Genomic DNA, 18,056 nt, shown 5'->3' with positions numbered 1-18,056 from the left:
GTGATGGCGGGGGCGCGCCATCACTCCATCCCTCCGAAGTTGGCCTGCTCAGCCTTTGCCCAGCGCGGCCGCCCCCTGCGCCAGCCGGGTAATCTGCGCCCAGTCCTCATCTTCCACCGCAGCGCGGGGCGTGAGCCAGCTGCCGCCGACGCACGTCACGTTGGGCAGCGCAAGGTAGTCCGGTGCGGAGGCAAGGCTGATGCCGCCGGTGGGGCAGAACTGGACGGCCGGGATGGGCGCGCCGATCGCCGCGAGGTACTCAGGCCCGCCGGCGGGCCCGGCCGGGAAGAACTTCATCGCCGTCAGGCCGTGCTCCAGGACGGCCAGCACTTCACCCACGGTGGCCACTCCGGGCAACACCGGAACGTTCAGCTGCAGCATGTGGTCCAGCAGCGACGGCGTCACGCCGGGGCTGACCAGGAACTGGGCGCCCGCAGCCACGGCATCGTCGGCCTGCGCCGGAGTGAGGATGGTGCCGGCACCCACCAGGATGTCCGGTACTTCGTTGGCAATGCGCTTCAGGGATTCAAGCGCATTGCCCGTGCGCAGCGTCAGCTCGATGATGCGGACCCCGCCCTCGACCAGGGCCTTCGCAACCGGAACGGCGTGCTGCGGATCGGCGATGGTGACCACCGGGATGACAGGGGAAACGTGCAGGACGCTGGTTGCGTCAGCCATGGATAATCTCTTTTCTCAGGCCATCCAGCCCGGTGTCGATAATGCGGTACCAGTGCGTCAGCAGGTCCGCGAAGGTGGTGTTGGCCGCGAGCTCCTCGGCAAAGACGCTGCGCACGCCCAGGAGGGCCGGCACCACGGTGGCGGCGGACCGCTCAGCGGGCAGGGCCTTCTGGAGCTCGTCCGCCAGGGGATCGTTCAGGTCTGCCGCAGCAGTGGTGGCCACGTGGTGCATCCACGCTGCCACAGCCAGGGAAACCCAGCGGGGCTCCCGGCCGGCGTCGAGGGCGGCGCGGGCGGTGGTCAGCAGGCGGAGTCCGATTTTCTGCGACCCGTCGCTGCCCACCTTGGCCGTGGTGTGGCCCAACGCCGGGTTCGCAAAACGCTCGAGGACCTGGGCACAGTACGTTTCGCCATCCAATCCCTTGGGGAGGCTGATGGTGGGCAGCGCATCCTCGGTCAGCATCCGCTGGCACGCCACGCGGAAAGCGTCCTCCCCGACAGCGTCACTGATGGTCGCCTTGCCGCTCGCCAATCCCAGGTATGCCAGCATCGAATGGCTCGCGTTGAGCAGGCGCAGCTTGGCCGCCTCCCACGCAGCCACATCGTTGCTGAACAATGCGCCGGCTTTTTCCCAAGCGGGCCGGTCCCCCGCGAAGTTGTCCTCAATGACCCACTGCATAAAAGGCTCGGCCACCACGGCAGCCTCGTCCCGCAGCCCGAGTTCACGCTCGACGGCATCAAGGTCGCCGGCCGTGGTGGCCGGCACCATCCGGTCCACCATGGTGCTGGGGAAGGTGACGTTGCCCTCCAGCCAGGCAAGCAGCGGCCCGGATTCTTCCTCGGGCAGGGCGGTGGCGAACGCCCTCACCAGGGTGCGGGTCAGTTCACCGTTGCCCGGCAGGTTGTCGCACGAGACCACGGTAAGCGGTCCCCGGCCGACCAGGGCCCGCGCCTGGATGCCGCGGGTGACCTGTCCGATGGCAGTCAGCGGCGGGTTCCCGGCAAGGTCGGCCCGGACCTGCTCGTCTTCCAGGTTCAGGGCACCGGTGTGCGGATCGATCCGGTAGCCCTTTTCGGTGACGGTCAGCGTCACCACCTGCGTGCTGTCCGCGGCGATCCGGTCCACCACGGCATCCGGCTGGTCCCGGCCGGAGATGGCCTCGACGATGCTGGACACCACGCGGAGCGCCGCGGCACCGCTCCCCCGCTCGGCGACGCAGAAGAGTCCGTCCTGCGGAGCCAGCTGGCGCGCCACGGTGTCGGAACGTTGGGTGACTCCGACGATCCCCCAGCCGGAATCACCGGAGGCGAGCATGGCTTCTTCGGTGAAGACGGCGGTGTGGGCGCGGGCGAAGGCGCCGAGGCCGAGATGGACGATGCCGGCCTCGATGGTCCGGTCCGCAAGGGGTGCCCGGTGTTTGCCGTTGCCGGCAAGGGAGGCGGCGCTCAGGCGTGTGATGACACGGCTCCTTCCACTGGCTTCCCTGCCGTCGCGGCGTGGGCGCGGGTCTGCTCCAGCGTGGGGATGAAGCCGGTGCCGCCCTTGCCGCCCACCACCAGTGATGCAGCTGCTGCACCGTACCGGGCGGCGGCAGGAAGGGTGTCGCCAAGGACCAGGCGGGCGGTAAGGGTGCCGACAAAGGCATCGCCCGCGCCGGTCTGGTCCACCACTGCCGGTGCCGGTATGGAGTCGATCCAGGTTTTGTCCTGGTCTTCGCCGTCCAGCTGGATGCCGTCAGCGCCGCAGGTGACTGCAACGTTCCGCGCACCCAGGCTGCGCAGCTTCGCGGCCGCCTCAACCGGCGTCGGGCAGTCCAGGAGGGCTGAGGTTTCGCCGGGGAAGGACGGGGTGACCACGAAGGCGCGTGGCGCCAGCTGCAGCAGCGCCTCCGTCGCCTCCTCCACGGAGGTGAGGCGGGGGCGGTAGTTGGGATCGAACACAAAGCGCCTGGCCACGGCGGCGGCCTTGAAAACCGCCGCCCGCGATGACTCGGAGATGGCGCAGGCGATGCCTCCCGCCACCACGGCGCCGGCAGCGGCGAAAACTGCCGGGTCGACGTCGTCGGGCCCCAACATGGACCCGACGCTGCCGGTGCGGGCGTACGAGAACTCGCGCTGTCCGTCCGGGTCGCAGTGGACCAGGTAGACGCCCTGTTGGCCGCGGCGGAACTTCAGCAGGGCGGGGGAAACGCCGAGTTCCACGATCCTGGCGGCGATCGCCTTGCCGAGGTCGTCGTCGGTCAGCACGGAAAGGAGGCCCACGCGGGCACCCGCGGCAGCGGCGGCCGCGGCGACGTTCAGGGCGTCTCCGGAGATGCCGAGCTGGGCGGGCACGCCGTGGCCGAACGCCACGTCGGCGGCCACCTCAACAAGGATCTCCCCCATCACGACGACGTCGAACGGCTCTTGCTTCGGGTGTTGGGTTGGGATGCTCACCAGTCGTGCACCGATCCGTCGAGCCGCCGGTTGATGGGCAGGTACTTGGGGTCGAACGGGAACCGGGCGGCGGCTTCCTCGTTGAACTCCACGCCGATGCCGGGTGCGTCCCCGGGGTGCATGTAACCGTCGTTGAAGGTGTAGGAGGTGGTGAAGACCTCGTTGGCGGGCTCCCGGTGGCCCATGTATTCCTGGATGCCGAAGTTGGGGATGCTCATGTCCACGTGCAGGGCGGCGGCGAAGGAGGCCGGCGAGAGGTCGCCGGCGCCGTGGGAGCCGGAGCGCACACCGTAGAGGTCGGCGAGGGAGAAGATCCGGCGCAGGTGCGTGATGCCGCCCGCGTGCGACACGGACGTGCGGATGTAGTCGATCAGCCGTTCGGTGATCAGCTGCTGGCAGTCCCAGATGGAGTTGAACACCTCACCCACCGCGATGGGCGTGGTGGTGTGCTGGCGGATCAGGCGGAACGCGGACTGGTCCTCGGCCGGCGTCGGGTCCTCAATCCAAAAGGGCCGGTACTGCTCCAGCGAGGCGCCCAGCCGGCCGGCCTCGATGGGGGTCAGGCGGTGGTGCACGTCGTGCAGGACATGCACGCCGTAGCCGAACTCTTCGCGCACGTAGGCCATCATCTTCGGCGCGAAGTCCAGGTACGCCGTCGTCTCCCAGGTGTCCTCCTGCGGGACGTTGCCGCTGGCGGGCTCGTAGAGTTTGCCGTCCACCGGGGCGATTCCGTAGGTCTTTTCCAGGCCCGGGACTGCTGCCTGGGCACGGATGGCCTTGTAGCCGAGGTCCAGGTGGTGCTGGAAGTCGGCGCTGAGCTCCTCCAGGGTGGAGCCGCTGGCGTGGCCATAGACCATCACACCTTCGCGGGCGGCGCCGCCGAGGAGTTCGTACACGGGCATGCCGGCGGCCTTGCCCTTGATGTCCCAGAGCGCGACGTCGATAGCGGCGATGGCGGTCATGGTCACCGGGCCGCGGCGCCAGTAGGCACCCTTGTAGAAGTACTGCCAGGCGTCCTCAATGCGGCGCGCGTCCCGGCCGATCAGCAGCGGGCAAAGGTGCTCGGACAGGTAGGACGCCACGGACAGCTCGCGCCCGTTCAGGGTGGCGTCGCCGATGCCGGTGATGCCGTCCTCGGTTTCAATAACGAGCGTGACGTAGTTCCGTCCGGGCGACGAAACCACTACCCGTGCGTCGGTGATCTTCACTGGTTGGTCCTTCAGATGGGTGGAAGTTAGTTCAAGTAGGTCGCAGTAAGTGCCGTTATGGGCCGCCATAACGGCACTTACTGCTACTCAGGTGGGAGTCGGGTGGTCAGGTGGAGCTGAGGCGGAGCATGACCTTGCTGCTTCCGGCGGCCGGATCCGCCGAGACACGCATCGCTTCCTCCGCCTGGTCAAGGTCGAACTTGTGGGTGATGACCGGTGAGACGTCGAGGCCTTCGGCCATGGCACGCAGGGCGTCGGTGATCTCGTCCACGAACCGGTAGGAGCCGACCCAGGTGATCTCGCGCGTCACCAGATCACCCAGCGCCGCGGGGGCAGGGGCGCCGGGCAGGTTGCCCACCTGGACAATGGTGCCGCCACGGGCCGTGGCGCGCAGGACCCCGCCGAGCACCGCGGGGATGCCTGTCGCTTCGAATACGAGTTCCATGTCCTGCGGGAGGGACCCGCCGGCGGAGACGTTCAGCACCTCGTCGGCGCCCATGGCCTTGGCGATAGCGAGTGAAGCTTCGCTGATGTCCGTGGCGATGACGTTCCTGGCGCCGGCGTGCTTGGCCGCGGCGACAACCAGGGACCCGATGGGGCCCGCACCGTTCACCAGGACGTCCCGGCCGGTGAGGCTGCCAACCCGGCCGACGGCGTGAAGCGCGACGGCGAGGGGCTCGGCCAGTGCGCCGTGCAGCGTGTCCACGCCCTCGGGCAGCGGCCGGATCTGGGAGGCGCAGGCGAGCTTGCGTTCGCTGAAGCCGCCGTCGGTGTGGGGGTCAAAGGCGGCGGAGCCGAAGTAGCGGATCTGCGGGTAGAGGTTGGTTCGGCCCGCCAGGCGCTCCGGCATGGTGCCGTCCCCCACCAGTTCCGCGGGGTGGACGGTGACCGGCTGCCCCACCTCGAGGCCCGCGACGCCGGCGCCCAGCTGGGCGATCCGGCCGGCCACCTCGTGGCCGAGGACCAGCGGGGACTTCAGGACAGCCGTCCCCGAGCCGCCGTGGCGCCAGTACGAGAGGTCAGATCCGCAGATGCCGCCCCATTCGACGTCGAGCACTACCTCGCCGGGACCTGCTACAGGCTCCGGCCGTTCGTCGATCCGGAGATCATTGGCGCCATGGACTACAACGGCTTTCATACTGCGTCTTCCAGGCGGACCATGTCGCGGCCGCGGACCTCGGGCCCTACGAAGGCCGAGATGAGGGTGATCAGCGAGTACGCGATGAGCATCGCAGCCAGGGGCCACCAGTGTCCGGTGATCGCCGTGAGCGTCGCGGCCAGCAGCGGGCCGATGGCCGTGGCCAGGATGCCGCCGATTTCTTTCGCCAGGGCTAGCTGGGTGAAGCGGGTACGGGCGCCGAAGAACTCGGCCATGGTGACGCTCTCCATGGCAAACAGGCTCAGCACGCCCAGGTTGAGGCCAATCACCATGGCGATGGTGATGAGGGCCGGATTTCCGCTGGTCACCATCAGCATCATGGGGATGGCGAACAGTGCAGTGAGGGAGCTGAGTGCCAGGTACAGCGGCCGGCGGCCGAAGCGGTCGCCGAGGAGGCCCATCACGGGGATAGTCAGGAAGCCGAGCAGCGAGCCGTACATGATCGCGCTGGTACCGACGCTCTTGTCCACCAGGAGGACGGTGGCGAGGTAGCCCACCAGGAAGGTCTGGACCAGGCCCGAGTTGCCTGCCTGCCCGAAGCGCAGGCCGAGGGCGATGAGGAAGGCCTTGCCCTTGCGCTGGTGCAGGGCGGCCTCGATGGTGCTCGTCTTTGCAAGCTCCTCCGCAGCGGCGATCTCACGCTTGGACAGGGCAACGCCATCGACGACGTCGGCACGCTCTTCGAAGACGGGGCTTTCCTTGAGTGAGCGGCGGACCCAGACTGCAAAAATCATGAGCAAGAAGCTGAATAGGAAGGGGATGCGCCAACCCCAGCTGATCAGGTCCGCTTCCGAAAGAGTCGCGGCGAGGATCGCCCAGATGGCAGACGCGGCGAGGGTGCCTGAGTTGGTGCCCAGGCAGACGAGGGAAGAGATAAGTCCGCGGCGGCGGGCGGGAGCGAACTCAGCCAGCATTACGGTTGCGCCGGCGATTTCGGCACCGGCGCCGAAGCCCTGCGCCAGGCGCAGCGCCACCAGCAGGATGGGGGCCCAGATGCCGATCATCGCGTAGGTGGGAAGGACACCGATCAGCGTTGTGGAAGCACCCATCAGGGCGATGGTGATGAAGAGGACTTTCTTGCGGCCGATCCGGTCGCCCATGCGGCCGAAGTAAACGGCACCTGCAAGGCGGGCAACATACCCGACGCCGTAGGTTGCCATCGCAGCGATCAGGCCAATGACCGGGCTGACATCGGGGAAGAAGAGCTTGTTGAAGACGATGGCTGCTGCCAGCGAGTAGAGCTGGAAGTCCATGAACTCCATAGCCGTTCCCAGCCAGCCGGAGACGGCGACTTTCGCCAGTTCCTTGGTGGGTTTTGCCTCCGGCTTGGTGTTGGGGGGCGCAATGCTTTCGGTCATCAGGTGCTCCTTTGCAGGCGATGCGAACGAAGGGGATAAAGCGGGGACGCTGGCGGGTCTGCAACAGTGACCAGCAGCACGTTCTACTACCATACAAGCACTACCATTCTAGTGTGTCAACAGCATAGAATGAGGTCATGGCTAGGGATAAACAAGGCGCGGCCCCGCGGCTGTCCGTGCGGGACCAGACCCTTGAGACGCTTCGGCGGCGCATCATTTCGCTGCAGCTGCCTCCCGGAGAACCGCTGTCCGAGAACGAACTCGCGCAGGAACTGGGCGTCAGCAGGACGCCGGTACGCGAGAGCCTGATCCTGCTGCGAGAGGAGGGCCTGGTCCAGGTCTTTCCCCAAATCGGCTCGTTTGTGTCCCTGGTGGATCTGGGCCGGGTGTCCGAGGCCCAGTTCGTCCGCGAGGCGATCGAATGCGCGTCGCTGCGGGACCTGGCCGTGGACAGCGCGGGCATCGCCGGCCTGCGGGACATCTTGCAGGCACAGTCAGATGCCAATGCCGCAGGCGACGTGGAGGAATTCTTCCGGCTGGATGAGGACTTCCACCGGGAGCTGCTGCGCCTGGCCGGACACGAGTCCGCCTGGGCGGCGGTCAACTCCGCCAAGGCCCACCTGGACCGCGCCCGCCGCCTCAGCCTGCTCGACACCCGGCCCGTGGCCACCCTTATCGAACAGCACACCGCCGTGGTGGATGCCCTGGAAGCGAACAACCTGAACGACGCCGACAGCAGCCTTCGACTCCACCTGCGGGGCGTCTTCGAGGACGTCCAGCGCATCCAGAAATCCACCCCGGAGCTCTTTTCCGATGGTGCCGCGCCACGTCCCGGCAGGCGGAGCGTCGCGCGGCTGACGTAGTTCGCTCGCGCGGCCAGGCAGCGGAGCGCCTGTCTTTCTAGCCCAGCAGCTCCTGCACCAGCTCCCGGCACTTTCGATAGGCGGGAGCTTGGGGATCGATCAGCGCGAAGTGGTCGCCGGGAATGGTGACCAGCTGCGCGGGGACCTGCCCACCCTGGCTCGCCTCCACATAGCTTTCGGACATCACCAGCGGCACATCCTCGTCCTCACTTGTGTGGACCGCATAGATCGGAACGTCCAGCGGGAGCGCAGCCATCGGGTCCGCGTACCGGTGACGGCCCGGGAATTCCGACGACGGGCCGCCGAGCAGGTTGGCCACGGCACCGTTGCTGAGGTTGAGCCTTTCGGCCTCTGCCAGGTTCAGGACGCCGGACTGGCTCACCACCCCGGCGAGGCGGACGCCGTCGTCCCTTGACCCGACGTCGCGGTGCTCAGGATCCAACCCCAGCCCGCCCAGCCGGCCCCGGCCTGCCGCCCAGACCGCCAGGTGCCCGCCCGCCGAATGCCCGAGGGCCACCACGTTGGCCAGGTCGAGTGCATGCGGGCCGGCGAGCTCCTGCAGTTTGTCGATGCCGGCGAGGATGTCCTGAAAGGTACCCGGCCAGCCCCCGCCGTTGCCCGCGCGGCGGTACTCCAGGTTCCACGCCGCCATCCCGTACGCGGCAAGGTCCAGGGCCAGCGGTACCCCCAGCTCGGCACCGTACTGTGATCGCCAGTAGCCGCCGTGGATCACCACTGCCACGCCGCGGTGCCTGCCGTCGGGCAATGCGGGGAGGAACAATTCGCCCCATTGGCTGGGGTCTTTGCCGTAGGAATACCTGTGCCGCTGCGCCATCTGCCGAGCGTACCCCGCCCTGACAATCCGGCCGTTGCCGTGGGCCCAACGCACTGCCATCCTGAGTGGATCCGCACTTCCAGCACTCCAGTAAGGACGAGAAGATGCCGCTCTACCTGTCAAAGTTCAGTTACACGCCGGAGACCTGGCACCGGCTGACCAACAACCCCGAGGACCGCCGAAAGGCCGCGCAGGCGTACATCGAATCAGTGGGCGGAAAGCTCCACGGATTCTGGTACGCCTTCGGCAGCCACGACGGCTACAACCTCTGGGAAGCCCCGGACAACGTCTCCATGGCCGCCGTGGCACTGGCCATCAGCGGGGGCGGCGCACTGAGCTCATTCGAAACCACTGTGCTGCTGAGCGTCGAAGAGACCATCGAAGCGCTCCAGAAGGCCGCCGAGATCAAATACCAGCCGCCGGGCAGCTGACCGTCACCGATGTCCAGGGCGCCACCGGCATTGGTGGGTGGGCACAAGCAGGCCACTTGTTCGACAAGCGAACTTTTGTGCACTTAATGAACAACGCCTGTACCCTTGTCAACGGAAGAAAGCATGCCGTGGGTCACGTATGGATGTGGCGGAGCTCTCGATCGGCTGCCCTTCCCTCCTTTTACTAAATCAATGAGGATTCCATGACAACTTCCCCTTCCGCCCGCCCGACGCGTTGGCCCGTGTGGCTCTGCTGGCTGGCCATGGTCCTGGACGGCTTCGACCTCGTAGTACTCGGCACCGTCATCCCCACCTTGATCAAGACCGGCGAGCTTGGCTTTGACGCTGTGGGCGCCACTTTCGTGGCCACCATCTCGCTCGTGGGCGTGGGCCTGGGAGCGCTCTTCATCGCCCCGCTCTCGGACCGCTTTGGACGCCGGAACCTGCTGGTGGCGTGTGTGCTCTGGTTCTCGCTGTTCACCCTCGCGGTGGTGTGGGCCCCGAATGTTGCCGTCTTCGGTGCGCTCCGGCTGTTGGCCGGTGCCGGGCTTGGGGCATGCCTGCCGGCTGCCCTTGCCTACATGAACGACTATGCCCCGGCCAGTTCCGCCGGCAAGTCAACCACCCGCACCATGACGGGCTACCACGTCGGTGCGGTGGCCACAGCCTTCCTGGCGATGATCGTTATCCCCGATTGGCGCATCATGTTTGTGGTGGGCGGCCTTGCCGGCCTGGTCCTTGTGCCGTTCCTCTGGTTCAAGCTGCCGGAGACCTTACCCGCGGCCCGGGCTGCCGGCGCACAGGAAAAGACCGGGTTCCGGAGCCTGGTGCAGAAGCCCTATCCCCTCATCGCCGCGGCCATCGGTGCAGCTTCCTTTATGGGGCTGCTGCTGGTGTATGGCCTGAATACCTGGCTTCCGCAGCTGATGGCTTCCGCCGGATACCCTGTCAGCGCCGGGCTTTCCCTGCTCCTGGTCTTGAATCTCGGCGCCGTTGCCGGACTGATCATCGCGGGCATCCTGGCCGACAAGCACGGGACCAAGCCCATCGTGCTGCTGTGGTTTGGACTCTCGGCAGTATGCCTCGCCCTCCTGAGCGTCAAGGTCGACAACGCGGTCCTGCTGAACGTGCTCGTCTTCGTCACGGGCGTGTTCGTCTTCAGCTCCCAGGTACTCGTTTACGCCTGGGTCAGCCAGTTGTTCCCTGCCCGCCTGCGCGCCACCGCACTCGGCTTCGCTGCCGGCGTGGGCCGCGTCGGCGCTATTGCAGGGCCTGCCCTGACGGGCGGGCTGGTTGCCGCCGGCATCGCCTACCCCTGGGGTTTCTACGTCTTCGCGGCCGCCGGCGCCCTGGCCGTGGCAGCCCTGCTGGCGGTCCCCCACGCTGTTGCGACGGACCGCACCGAGGCCCCGGTCAGCTAGGGGTTTCCCAGGCAGTTGGTTTGTCCGGGTGGGACCTCATCAGAGGGCCCGCCCGGACAGCTGTTTTAACTCCGCAGCATGCGCTGCACGTCAGCCGTCTCCGGATACGCAGCCTGCGTCCCCTTCCGGGTGGTGGCCAAGGCAGCCGCCACGGAAGCAAAGGCGGCGGCATCGGCGAGCGCATCCGCGGCCGCGAGCCGGACGGCCACCGCACCGGTGAAAGCATCACCCGCGCCGGTGGTGTCCACGGCGGCTACCTTGGTGGGCTCCACAAAAGTGACAAGGCGGTCGGGCGAGGCCAGCGAATCCAGCACCACGGAACCGTTCGAACCCAGCGTCACCAGCACCTGCCGGATCCCCCGTTCGGCGAACCTTTCCCGCACGGCATCCCACTGGGCGGCACGGGCACCGGCACCCGGGACAGATGCCCCCGGGCCGAGGAACAGCGCGGCTTCATGCGCGTTCACCAGCAGGACGTCCGTCAACCCGGCCAGGGCTGCGGGGATATGCGCATAAGGCGAGAGGTTCAGCAGGACTGTAGCGCCGGCGTCGTGCCCGGCCTGGGCGGCCGCCAGCACCGTTTCCATGCCCACCTCCAGGCAAAGGCACACGACGGCGGCCTCCGCCAGGACGTCCGAGGCTTCCGCCACGTCCGCCGGCGACAGGGTGCCGTTGGCCCCGGCGGAGATGATGATGTTGTTCTCGCCGTTGGAATCCACGGCGATCACCGCGACGCCCGTAGGCTCGTACGCCGTGCGGACATGCCCCACGTCCACCCCGGCACGCGCCGCAGAGGAGAGCAGCATGTCGCCGTTGGGGTCGTCCCCCACCGCGCCCACCAGGCTGACGTTCCCGCCCAGCAGGCTGGCGGCCACTGCCTGGTTGGCGCTCTTGCCGCCCGGGTTCACGGCGAAACCGTTGCCGTGCACCGTCTCACCGGGCAGCGGGAGGCGTTCGCAGTAGATGGTCAGGTCCGCGTTCAGGGAGCCGACGACGACGATCCGGCCCGGCTGCCGGGCGTCACCTTCTGCAGGGGCCGGCTCAGCGGGACTCAATTGGCCACCTCAGCTTCGACCGGCTTGGGGATCAGGAGTGAGGCGGCGAACGCCGCCACCGTCAGCGCCAAGCCCACCACAATCACGGTGAGGTAGGACGCCTTCGCATCCCCAAGGGCGGACGTCGCCACCAGGACCGCGGGCAGCACCAGGAAACTGAGTCCCGCACCCAGGTTGAAGGCGCCGGCGTTCATGCCGGGCAGGAAGCCGGGGTTGCCGGCGGGCGAGAGGACAACGCCGAGTCCGTTGAGCATGATGTTGACCGTACCGGCGTACATGATGCCCAGCAAGACCGTGCCGGCAATCATCAGGGGCAGGCTGCTGAGGCCGAAGAACGCGATGACGGCCAGCGCCGCGATGCTGCCGAGGAGCCCGATGCGCAGCACTTTGGTGTAGCCCAGCACGGGGGCGAGCTTGCCGCTGAGCGGTCCCACGATCCAGCCCAACAGCGCGTACGGGGTGAGGATGATCAGCGACATTTCGGTGGGCCCGACGCCAAAGCCGGGGTCGGCGGCCTGGACGTAGGCGGGGACGATGCCGTTGATGACGGCGAAGATGCCGGTCATGGTCAGCGTGGTGGTCAGCAGCGGCGCCCAGGTGGAGCGCTGGCGCAGGTGCACGGTTTCCACCATTGGCTGGCCGGCCCGCTTCTCCACGGTCCAGAAGGCGTAGAACGCGGCGGCGGACACCAGGACAAGCGCAATGCTGAGCATCAGGGTGCCGGAGGAGAAGGTGCCCACCAGCTTCGATCCTTCGTTCAGGGCGGTGAGCAGCGCGCCCACGGCCACCACAATGAAGAACACGCCCAGCCAGTCCATCCGGGTGCCGGCGGCGGGCTTGCTTTCGCCGGCCAGGAACGCGATCAGCGCCGTGGCAACCAGCGCCAGCACCACCATGAGCCAGAAAATGCTGCGGAACCCGAAGTGCTCGGCGAAGTAGCCGCCCACAAAGGAATCGACGCCGGCCACGCCGCCGTTGACAGCCGTGATCAGGCCCATGAGCGTGCCGTACTTACGGGGGTTGCTGACCGCGGAGCGAAGCATGATCAGGCAGAGCGGCACCGTAGGTCCGCTGATGCCCTGGATGATGCGGCCCACAAACAGCCAAGTGACGTCCGGGGCGAGGGCGGCAATGACCGAACCTACGGCCATCAGCAGCATCATGCCCACCAGGACCTTCTTGCGGCCGATGATGTCGCTCAGGCGGGGCAGGAACAGGGAGAACAGGGCGGCCGCGGTGAAGAACCATGTCTGCGAGAGGCCGATGACGGCCTGGTCCGTTTTGAGCTCCTCGCCCATCGTCACCAGGGCCGGGCTGAGCATCGAGGCGTTGAGCTGGAAGGCAACGCAGGCTGCCAGCAGGGCTACCATCAGGGCCGCGACGTTGCCCCGGCCGGTCTTCGCTTCAGTAAGGGTGGCAGTCATTTACTTGACCCCTCCCACGGTGACGTGGGCACTGTCCGGTCGTACGACGTCGGCCGCGTGGCCTTCGTTGTTGGTGTCACCGCTGCCGGGTTCGCCGATGCGTTCCAGCGCGTCGGTGACCAGGTTCCAAAACCGTTCGTGGTCCAGGTCCACGGCGACGCTGGTGTGGCAGTCGGCGGGTGCGGGGGCGCGGAAGTCGGCCACCGTCATGCCGAGAGTCAGGGTGCCCTGGAGTTCGATGTTGACCGGGACCTTGCGGGTGCTGACGATGCTGGGATCGATCACGTAGGCCACGGCGCAGGGGTCATGGACGGGCGGGAAGTCGAAGCCCTGGGCGTCCTTGTAGGTGTGGGCGAAGAAGTCCATCAGCTCGGTGACGAACTTGGCCGGTTTGGTGCCGATCGCCGCGATCTTTTCCACCACGTCCGGGGTGGCCAGTGCCTGGTGGGTCAGATCCAGGCCCACCATCACCACGGGCCACTTCTCGTTGAAGACGATGTGGGCGGCCTCGGGGTCGATGATGATGTTGAATTCGGCCACGGCGCTCCAGTTGCCCACGTGGTAGCCGCCGCCCATCAGGACCACTTCCTTGACGCGTTCCACGATGCGGGGTTCCTTGCGGGCGGCCATGGCGATGTTGGTCAGGCCGGCGGTGGGCACCAGGGTGACAGTGCCGGGTTCATGGGCCATAACGGTGTCGATGATGAGGTCGACAGCGTGGCGCGGGTCCAGTTCGATGGTGGACTCGGGGAGGGCGGGGCCGTCCATGCCGGACTCGCCGTGGATGTCCGGGGCGGTTTCGATGCTGCGGACCAGGGGGCGGCCGCAGCCCGCGGCGAAGGGAACACCGGTGATGCCGGCGATGGTTCCGACGGCCAGGGCATTGCGGGTGACCTTCTCCAGGGTCTGGTTGCCCACCACGGTGGTGACGGCCAGCAGGTCGATGTCCGGGTTGCCGTGCGCGAGCAACAACGCCACAGCGTCGTCGTGCCCGGGGTCGCAGTCAAGAATGATCTTCTTGCGGTCAGGTAATTGCCCTTCAAGGGGCAGGGTGGTGGGTTCCACGATGTTCTCCACGTCTTTGGGGCCCGCATCAAATGTATAAGCAACTGTGCGGGGAGCTGAAGCGTTCAGGAGTGATCATGGCACCGTCAGCAACGTCACGTCAAACGCTTGACGTTGTTGCAGGTCAAGCGCTTGACGCTTACGCGGAAGAAATGCCGAAAGCCGGGCGGGACCGTGTGGAAATCGGGTATCGCCCGGCTTTGTGTTGGCGCTGTTTAGCGCAGTTCGATCTCCAGCGTCTGGAAGTCGTCCGCTGCGTGGCGGCCCACCAGCAGGCGGAACGTGCCCTGCTCGAAACTCCAGCCGCCGTCGTAATGGGCGAAAGCCTTGGCGGGAATACGCACCTCAACGGAACCTGCGCCGCCGGGCGCAAGATGTGCGTCGGCAAAGCCTGCGAGCCACCGGACCGGGCGCTCCACTGCGGAGTCCGGCCGGTCCAGGTAAACCTGGACTACTTCGCGGCCGGTGCGCTTGCCGGTGTTCCGGACGGGAACGTGGACCACCACGTCCTGGCCGGCGGTGACGTACTGCGGCGCGTGGGCCGTTCCGAGTTCAAAGGTGGTGTAGCCCAGGCCGAAACCGAACGGCAGGGCAGGAGCGGCTCCCCCAACAGCTTCCTGCTTCAGCCAGGCGCGGTAGCCGACGTGGATCCCTTCGGAGTAGACCACTTTGCCGTCAACAGGCGTGGTGTTGAGGACGGGAACGTCTTCCAGCCTGGCGGGCCAGGTGGTGGGAAGGCGCCCTCCCGGCTCCTCCGCGCCCAGCAGGATGTCGGCAATGGCTGAACCGAATTCCTGCCCGCCGAACCAGCCCAGCAGCACGGCGCCAACTTTGTCCAGCCAGGGCATGAGGACCGGCGAACCCGAATTGACCACCACGATGGTGCGGGGGTTGACGGCGGCGACCGCCTCGACGAGCCGGTTCTGGAAGCCGGGGAGGTCCAGGTCCTTGCGGTCGAAACCTTCAGATTCGATGGCGGCGCTGGTGCCAACCACCACCACGGCAACGTCTGATTCCCGTGCTGCGGCCACGGCGGCGTCGATTTCCGCTTGCGGATCCGCAACCACCGTTTCTTCACCCAGCAGGATCGCCGTGAACGGAATGACCTGCTCGCGGGGCAACTGGTACTCCGCTTCGATCCGCACACTCTGGCCCGCTGCGGTTTCGATGGGGTGGACCGTCTTGGGCGGGTCGAAGAGGGCAGCGCCGAGGACGTCCGTGTCGTCCTCGATCGCGCCGTTGAAGACTTCCGATCCGTCCAGTGCGAGGCGGATCTGCCCCACGGTGCCGACGCCGACGTGGTGGATGCCGGCCGTCTCCGCGGTCCATTCGGCTTCCATCCGGATAGCGGTGGCGCCCTCAGGGATGCCCACCCCGAACCAGATTAAGTGCGAGGCAAGCCGGTCCTCCCCGGAAATCACAGAGCCGTCGGCTGCGAGGAAGGAAACGCGCATCCCTGGCACTGCGGACACATGGTTCCACAGGGACGTCCGCGGGAAAGGCTGGAGTCCTTCGGCGACCTTGGCGCCGCGGACGTAGCTGACGTCCACGTTGGCCGGAAGGGCGGCGCGCAGTCCGTCCAGCGGCGAGACGGTGTACTTGGGCATCACGGTGGCGCTGCCGCCGCCCTGGGTGCGGGCTTCCTGGGCGTTGTGGCCGGAAACGGCAATGCTGCCCAGCTGTGCGGCGTCCAGCGGGAGGAGCCCGTTCCGGTTCCGGACCAGCACGGCGCCGCGGACAGCAACTTCCCGGGCCACGGCGGCGCCGTTGAGGTGGGCGGGAAGGTCGGTGACGGCAGGAGCGAAGCCCTCAAGGGAGCCGACGCGGGCCGCAAGGCGCAGGATGCGGATGACTTTCTCAAGGATGGCCGTCCGGCTGACCCGGCCGTCCTCGACGGCGGCGAGCAGCTTGGGGCCCCAGTGGCCCACCGGGCCCGGCATTTCCAGGTCCTGGTGGGCGTTGGCGGCGTCCACCGAGCGGACGCCGGTCCAGTCCGAAACCACAACGCCGTCGAACCCCCATTCGGTGGACAGCGGCGTTTCAAGCAGCTTGTTCTCGCTGGCGGTGGTGCCGTTGATGGAGTTGTAGGAACTCATCACCAGCCACGCACGCGCCTCGGTGATCGCGTCCTCGAACGCAGCCAGGTACAGCTCGCGCAGCGGACGCTCGTCCACAACGGAGTCGGCGGTGAAGCGCTCGGTTTCGGCTTCGTTGGCCAGGTAGTGCTTGGGAGTGGCGCCCACACCCATGGACTGCACGCCGGCCACGTAACCGGCGGCCATGACGGCGGTGAGCCGGGGGTCTTCGCTCATGCACTCGAAGTGGCGGCCGCCAAGCGGGGAGCGGTGCAGGTTGATGGTGGGGCCGAGGACGGCGTGGACACCCTTGCGGCGGGCTTCCTGGCCCAGCACCTGGCCGTACTTACGGGCCGTTTCGATGCTCCAGGTGGCGGACAGGGCGGACGACGACGGCAGGGAAACGGAATCGTGCCGCTCGTCAAAGTCTTCCCCGCGCACGCCGGACGGGCCGTCGGAGAGGACAACGCGGGAGAGGCCGATCGAAGGCAGGGCGTGCGTGGCCCAGACATCAGCGCCGGTCAGCAGCTGGATCTGCTGTTCGAGGGGGAGGCTTTCGGCCAGTTCCCGGATGCGCGCCTCAGCGTCCGGGAAGCCTGCCGGCCCAGTGGTGACGGCAGGGGACAGGATGGGGTTCATTTATTTGACTCCTTTGATGCGGGTGACGAGGACTGCACCGATGATGCCGACGACCGCCCCGCCGATGAAGAGGGCCGGGTAGCCGCCAAGGGTAATGACAGGGAACGCAATGGCGGGCACGAGGGACTGGGGCAGCGCCTGGGCGATGTTGAAGACGCCGAAGGTTTTGGCGTTCTCGCTCTGGTTGGCCGGCAGGAGGTCGGCGATGAGGGCGACGTCCACTGCGCCGAAGCAGCCGAGGCCGAGGCCTGCGATGCCTTGGCCAACAAGGACCTGGCTGGTGGTGGTGCTGGTGGCGATGACGATGAGGCCGAGCATGATGATGATTGCCGAGGCGATGACCAGAGCCTTGCGCTTGCCGATCCGGTCGCTGATCCACCCGCCCGCCAGGCTGGTGAGGACCGTGCCTGCGGAACTGACCAGGGTGGCCTGGAATACCAGGGCGGTGACGTCCGCTTCAGCCACCTTGAGGTGGTCGATGAAGAAGTACGGCAGGTACAGCAGGCTGGCGCAGTAGCCGATGTAGACCAGGAACTTGGTGAACCATGCCCAGCCCAGCCCCGGGTAGGTGCGCGGGTTGAAGTAGAAGGAGCCCAGGATCTCCTTCAGGTTCAGGGGTGCGGGCTTGTCCGTGAGGACGCGGTCCTTGAAGGTGAAGGCGAAAGCGATGGCCAGTACGGTGCCGATCACGCCGGGCACCACGGCCATCTGCAGTGCGTTGTCGAAGAGCTGCGCCAGGAAGGCGGCTGCAACCAGGCCAACGGGAAGGGTCATTCCGATCAGGCCGGACAGGCGTCCGCGCTCAGCGGGGGCGGCCTGGTCAGGAAGTGTGGCCACCAACGCGGCCAGGGCGGCGTTGAAGCTGAGCTGCGTCAGCACCCAGGCAAGCAGCACACCGTTGACGTCCGTAGCAGATCCCAGCAGGAACAGCGATCCCAGGCCGATGAGCGCTCCCCCGACGATCCAGGGCTTGCGCATGCCGAACCGTGAGGTGGTGCGGTCGCTCAGCCGGCCGAAGAACGGATTGGCCAGCAGTGCCACCAGGGCCCCGACTCCCGCAACCAGGCTCAGCGCACCGGCCCGCGTATCCGGGGTGGTGATCTCCGCGACCTTGATGGCGAGCACCACCAGCGCGGGTGCCAGCACGGCCATCCACAGACCGGCGCTTGCGATGGGCATGCCGATGACATAGGCGCGGGGTGCTTTTGCCGGCGACGACGATGCGCTGACGGCGGTCTCTGCGTTGCTGCTGCCCAGGGCGACGCCGGCCGCAGAAGCAGCAGGATCCTGGGACATGGTCTTTTCGGCCACATTGCCTCCTGATGAAAGCGACCCTCCGTTGGGCCGTGAAAGGATCTTATACCAAAAACCTAGTAAGACTAGGTTTTTACGGGAGGCAACTGAAATAA

At 67.1% G+C, this 18,056-nt stretch carries 15 protein-coding genes; 3 read left to right on the top strand and 12 right to left on the bottom strand.

The window, feature by feature from the left end; translation table 11 throughout:
* Positions 1-48 precede the first annotated feature (48 nt).
* From eda to AC3A4Z_RS18830, 6 genes are all read right to left on the bottom strand, one after another.
* Positions 49-678, bottom strand: coding sequence for a bifunctional 4-hydroxy-2-oxoglutarate aldolase/2-dehydro-3-deoxy-phosphogluconate aldolase (gene eda, locus AC3A4Z_RS18855; RefSeq protein WP_498713280.1), 630 nt, complete (start codon positions 676-678; stop codon positions 49-51).
* Entirely contained in the window at positions 671-2,056 is a 1,386-nt protein-coding gene (locus tag AC3A4Z_RS18850) for a mannitol dehydrogenase family protein (protein ID WP_498713368.1), read from the bottom strand. Before AC3A4Z_RS18850 ends, eda begins: the two co-directional genes overlap by 8 nt.
* A gap of 68 nt (positions 2,057-2,124) precedes the next feature.
* Positions 2,125-3,063, bottom strand: a complete 939-nt coding sequence (locus tag AC3A4Z_RS18845) for a PfkB family carbohydrate kinase (RefSeq protein ID WP_498713366.1) — start codon at positions 3,061-3,063, stop codon at positions 2,125-2,127.
* A gap of 47 nt (positions 3,064-3,110) precedes the next feature.
* Positions 3,111-4,322: a D-mannonate dehydratase ManD gene (manD, locus tag AC3A4Z_RS18840; RefSeq protein ID WP_498713278.1), complete on the bottom strand. Its 1,212-nt coding sequence runs from the start codon at positions 4,320-4,322 to the stop codon at positions 3,111-3,113.
* 106 nt (positions 4,323-4,428) lie between these two features.
* A complete protein-coding gene (locus tag AC3A4Z_RS18835; RefSeq protein ID WP_498713276.1) occupies positions 4,429-5,460 on the bottom strand; it encodes an L-idonate 5-dehydrogenase in 1,032 nt (343 codons plus the stop codon).
* Entirely contained in the window at positions 5,457-6,839 is a 1,383-nt protein-coding gene (locus AC3A4Z_RS18830; RefSeq protein ID WP_498713274.1) for an MFS transporter, read from the bottom strand. Before AC3A4Z_RS18830 ends, AC3A4Z_RS18835 begins: the two co-directional genes overlap by 4 nt.
* A gap of 137 nt (positions 6,840-6,976) precedes the next feature.
* Between AC3A4Z_RS18830 and AC3A4Z_RS18825 the strand changes: the two genes are divergently transcribed.
* Positions 6,977-7,702, top strand: a complete 726-nt coding sequence (locus tag AC3A4Z_RS18825; RefSeq protein WP_498713272.1) for a GntR family transcriptional regulator — start codon at positions 6,977-6,979, stop codon at positions 7,700-7,702.
* Positions 7,703-7,739: 37 nt separating this feature from the next.
* Here the strand turns inward: AC3A4Z_RS18825 and AC3A4Z_RS18820 are convergent, their stop codons facing one another.
* A complete protein-coding gene (locus tag AC3A4Z_RS18820; RefSeq protein WP_498713270.1) occupies positions 7,740-8,537 on the bottom strand; it encodes an alpha/beta hydrolase in 798 nt (265 codons plus the stop codon).
* Positions 8,538-8,641: 104 nt separating this feature from the next.
* Here AC3A4Z_RS18820 and AC3A4Z_RS18815 point away from each other — a divergent pair, with 104 nt between their 5' ends.
* Positions 8,642-8,968: a GYD domain-containing protein gene (locus tag AC3A4Z_RS18815; protein ID WP_498713267.1), complete on the top strand. Its 327-nt coding sequence runs from the start codon at positions 8,642-8,644 to the stop codon at positions 8,966-8,968.
* A gap of 203 nt (positions 8,969-9,171) precedes the next feature.
* Entirely contained in the window at positions 9,172-10,389 is a 1,218-nt protein-coding gene (locus AC3A4Z_RS18810) for an MFS transporter (protein WP_498713265.1), read from the top strand.
* Positions 10,390-10,454: 65 nt separating this feature from the next.
* Here AC3A4Z_RS18810 and AC3A4Z_RS18805 read toward each other — a convergent pair whose 3' ends face one another.
* From AC3A4Z_RS18805 to AC3A4Z_RS18785, 5 genes are all read right to left on the bottom strand, one after another.
* The gene (locus tag AC3A4Z_RS18805) at positions 10,455-11,444 is read right to left on the bottom strand and encodes a ribokinase (RefSeq protein ID WP_498713263.1); all 990 of its coding nucleotides are present in this window, start codon (positions 11,442-11,444) and stop codon (positions 10,455-10,457) included.
* Positions 11,441-12,868 carry a uridine transporter UriT gene (gene uriT, locus AC3A4Z_RS18800; protein WP_498713262.1) on the bottom strand — a complete coding sequence of 476 codons (1,428 nt, stop codon included), beginning with the start codon at positions 12,866-12,868 and terminating at the stop codon, positions 11,441-11,443. Before uriT ends, AC3A4Z_RS18805 begins: the two co-directional genes overlap by 4 nt.
* Entirely contained in the window at positions 12,869-13,933 is a 1,065-nt protein-coding gene (uriH, locus tag AC3A4Z_RS18795; protein ID WP_498713260.1) for a uridine-preferring nucleoside hydrolase UriH, read from the bottom strand. It lies immediately after the preceding gene.
* A 215-nt stretch (positions 13,934-14,148) separates the two neighbouring features.
* On the bottom strand, positions 14,149-16,647 hold the full coding sequence (locus AC3A4Z_RS18790; protein WP_498713257.1) for a beta-glucosidase family protein: 2,499 nt from the start codon (positions 16,645-16,647) through the stop codon (positions 14,149-14,151).
* Positions 16,648-17,958 (bottom strand): MFS transporter, encoded by a 1,311-nt coding sequence (locus AC3A4Z_RS18785; RefSeq protein WP_498713255.1) that lies wholly within the window; start codon positions 17,956-17,958, stop codon positions 16,648-16,650.
* Positions 17,959-18,056: the final 98 nt, after the last annotated feature.

The sequence above is a fragment of the Arthrobacter sp. Soil_C_49 genome, assembly GCF_057656635.1.
Note: the sequence above shows the minus strand (reverse complement) of the source record. Positions and strands in the feature narration are given on the sequence as shown.